Genomic DNA, 2518 nt, shown 5'->3' on the forward strand with positions numbered 1-2518 from the left:
TTGCATTAAGGCAATAACGGTAGGCCCAGGATTGAATATCGAGCTCCGCCAAGCCACCCTTGAGTACCTGCTCACACAAAAGTTCGGCAAGGGTCACGGGATTCAAGTCCAGAAGACCGAGTTGTCCTTCCGAGGCTAACCTCTAAGCGCTCGCACGTTCGTCGGCTCCGGGGTTGCCGGGGCCGCGAACGCTGCACCCATCGCGTTGGCGACGGTATCGCTGGCGTCCTCGTACAGGTGCCCGTAGGTGTCCATCGTGATCTTGAAGGACGAGTGGCCCAGGTGCGCTTGGATGGCCTTTGCGGGGACGTTGGCCGCGATGAGCAACGCCGCGCAGGTATGCCGCATGTCGTGGAAGCGGAGCGCGCTCGGCAGCCCCGCCTTGGCGACGGCTGCCTTCCACCACTTCAGGTAGAAGTCGCGCCCCCAGCTCAGCGGAGTGGTCGCTCCGTCGGGTCCGGGCCACACGTACGACTGGGGCGCGAAGGCTCCGGCCTCTGCGCGCTCGGCAGCCAGGTCAGCCAGGGCGTCGCGCAGGGGAGGCGGGATGGGCACCACGCGCGTCTTGCCGTTCTTCGGCGGGACGACGCACCACTCGCCACCGCTGACGGTGCTGATGCTTTCCGCTACGGTGATGCGCCCGCGCAGTAGGTCCACGTTCTCCCATCGGAGGCCGCAGCACTCCCCTGCCCGCATTCCCGTCTGCGCGGCGAACCGCACCAGCAACCCGTACGCAGGGTCACCGCTCATCTGTTCCATCGCCCCGACCAGCCGCTCCACCTGCTGCGCGCTCAGGTACGGCGTCGACGTCGTGTCGCGGTGGGCCTTGGGCAGGTCGTCGCGGGTGAGGCCGTGCGCCGGGTTGCCGCGCAGGTAGCGGGCGCGCACGGCGGCGTCAAGCACCTGCCGCATCACCCGCACAGCGTTGTGGACCGTCCCCGGTGCCAGCGGCTTGCCGGTGGGGGTTCGGCCGGCTCGCTCGCGGTATCGCGCGTCTCGTTCGGCCCGAGACGATTCCGGGTTCTCCGGCTTGTTGCTGTGGCCCACCCGCTTGCCGTGCAGCGACAGGTCCGTAATCCACGCCACCAGGTCCATCGTGGTGATGCTGCCGATGGCCCGATCCGCGAACGTGGGATAGATGCGCTGGTCCAGGATCGTCCGGTACGACCGCTCCGTCTTCGGTCGCAGGTTACGGCTGTTCAGCCACAGCTCGGCCACCTCACGGAAGGTACGGCGTGCGTCGCTGGGGTCGATGTAGTCGCCCCGGTTGCGGTCGGCCTTGATGTTGTCCAGGAACCGCTTGGCCTCTGTCCGGGTGGAGAACGTCTTGCTGCGACGTTGGCCTCCGTCGTCGTACCGCCGAGCCTGGAATCGTCCAGTGGTCTGCTCACGAATTGCATAGCGGTTGGTCATGTTTCGCTCCCTTGCCTGTCAATACCTATTCACAGCCTACCGGTCCAAACGTTCAGCTCAAACGTCAGTAACCTTGTCCGAGTAGCGCTTTCACCTGCACAGACGCTCCCGCGACGGGCTTCTATAGCCCCGCTCCAGCCCCACGACGACCGAAATCTGACGAGTACGTCGCCCCTGCGGTTGACTTTGCAGGGCACCCCTGCCAGCCCCCGCCCGGTGCCCTACCAATCCGATGTGGCGACGCCTGGGCGGCAGCGATTGGCCTACCTGCCGCGCCTGCGGGCGCGGGGGTGGCGCGGTGGCGGGCTGGTACGGCGAACCTGCTCCAGGGCGTCCTCGTACGGAATGAGGCCGAGATCCACTACCTCGTCCGCCGGAGCCGGCTCGGGCATAGGCCGCGGGACGAACGGGGCGGCTTCGTCCTCAGCCTGGCGCAGCTCTTCAGTGTCGGCGTTCTGCAAGTCGGACCAGCGTCAGCGCCAATCTGACCACGACTGTGCTCAGAACCCCATCTGAATTCGGTATCGCCTGAACAACTACGCTTGATCATGTTTCCGCCCTTCATTTGGAACGTTGCCGGGAGCGCCACCCTCTCCGGAGTGATGAGGCCCGACACCGCTGCTGCGACTTCTACATCGGTAAGCGGCTGCCCTACCACCGAATAGACCTGGGAGCGCCCACGAGCCGTCACCTTCAACAGCCCTGCCTCCACACACAGGGTCCGCCCGAGATGGAAGAAGTACACGTGCCTACGCGGGTCGCGATCTGTTGCTGAGACTCCCGCGTGCGCGCAGATAGTCCTCACGTTCGGCAGCTTCCCCTCCGCCGAACATTCCACCACTGCCCGATACGCCAGGACCGCGCCTTCCACCGCTCGCTCTTCGCGGGGCCGGCCGACGGTCCCCTTCGGCGGAAAGCTCATCGTCTGTTCCATGCCTTCTCCTTGTGAAACAACTTCGGCGCATTGCCGGGGTCTGTTGATGTTGTTGTTTGTGAGGCCGTGATTGCCACCAGGACCGGACGGTAGGGGGTACATGGGTACCTGTACCCGGCTACCTTTCCGATCCGACCCCCTAAGATCGTGTCTTGTATGGGTCGGATCCTG

1 protein-coding gene is annotated in these 2518 nt (G+C 65.3%); it reads right to left on the reverse strand.

All coding sequences use genetic code 11. The features are described 5' to 3' along the window. Window positions 1-135 precede the first annotated feature (135 nt). Complete coding sequence (locus OEY_RS0103475) at window positions 136-1413, reverse strand: tyrosine-type recombinase/integrase (RefSeq protein WP_010592555.1); 1278 nt, start codon at window positions 1411-1413, stop codon at window positions 136-138. Window positions 1414-2518 lie beyond the last annotated feature (1105 nt).

Origin of the sequence: Rhodococcus sp. P14 (assembly GCF_000256505.1) — a bacterium.
Classification (GTDB): Bacteria; Actinomycetota; Actinomycetes; order Mycobacteriales; family Mycobacteriaceae; genus Rhodococcus; species Rhodococcus ruber.

Excerpts from the sequence above, each read along its gene's own strand:
- OEY_RS0103475 (WP_010592555.1), bottom strand. The coding sequence starts at position 1,413 with ATGACCAACCGCTATGCAATTCGTGAGCAGACCACTGGACGATTCCAG.